The organism is Streptomyces sp. SID13726, assembly GCF_010548375.1.
Taxonomy (GTDB): Bacteria; Actinomycetota; Actinomycetes; order Streptomycetales; family Streptomycetaceae; genus Streptomyces.
In genome coordinates this window covers 1-622 of record NZ_JAAGLY010000147.1, presented here as the reverse complement: position 1 = coordinate 622, position 622 = coordinate 1, and the positions used below count along the sequence as shown (strand labels likewise).

Genomic DNA, 622 nt, shown 5'->3' with positions numbered 1-622 from the left:
CGACGGCGACGGCGTCTCGGCCGACAGCACCCCGCCCACGAACGACCCCGTCCCCGCCACCGCGTCGGCGTCGAGCCCGACGCGCCACACGCCTTTCGCGCCGCCGTTCGCCGGGTGCGGGTAGGTGCCGATCCAGAGGGCGCGGGTCGCGGAGGTCATGACCCGAGCCTAGTTCTCCGGACGGGTGCCTCCGGCCCCGGGCGGACGCCGCTGCCCGACCGGGGGGGGGACGAGAAGGGCGCCCTGCCGACGGTGCTCGTCGGCAGGGCGCCCTTGGCTCGGTGCGGCGTGGCGTCAGTGCGCCGCGTCGTACGCCGTCTGGATCTCCTGGGAGATGCGGCCGCGGTCGTTGACCGTGTAGCCGCTGGCGCGCGCCCACTCGCGGACCTCGGTCAGCAGCTGGACGTTGCCCGCGCTCCAGTCGACCTCGGGGGTCGGCTCGTCCACGTGCAGGGTCTTCGGCAGCACGCCGTGGCGGATCGCCTCGACCATCTTGATGACACCGCCGATACCGGCGGCCGCCTGCGTGTGGCCGATGTTGGACTTGAGCGAGCCCAGCCACAGCGGCCGGTCCTCCGGCCGGTCCTGGCCGTACGTCGCCAGCAGCCCCTGGGCTTCGATC

At 74.3% G+C, this 622-nt stretch carries 1 protein-coding gene; it reads right to left on the bottom strand.

Annotated elements, in window-relative coordinates:
- Window positions 1–294 precede the first annotated feature (294 nt).
- On the bottom strand, window positions 295–622 hold a 328-nt coding region (locus tag G3I78_RS46835; RefSeq protein WP_203616485.1), incomplete at its 5' end, for a histone-like nucleoid-structuring protein Lsr2.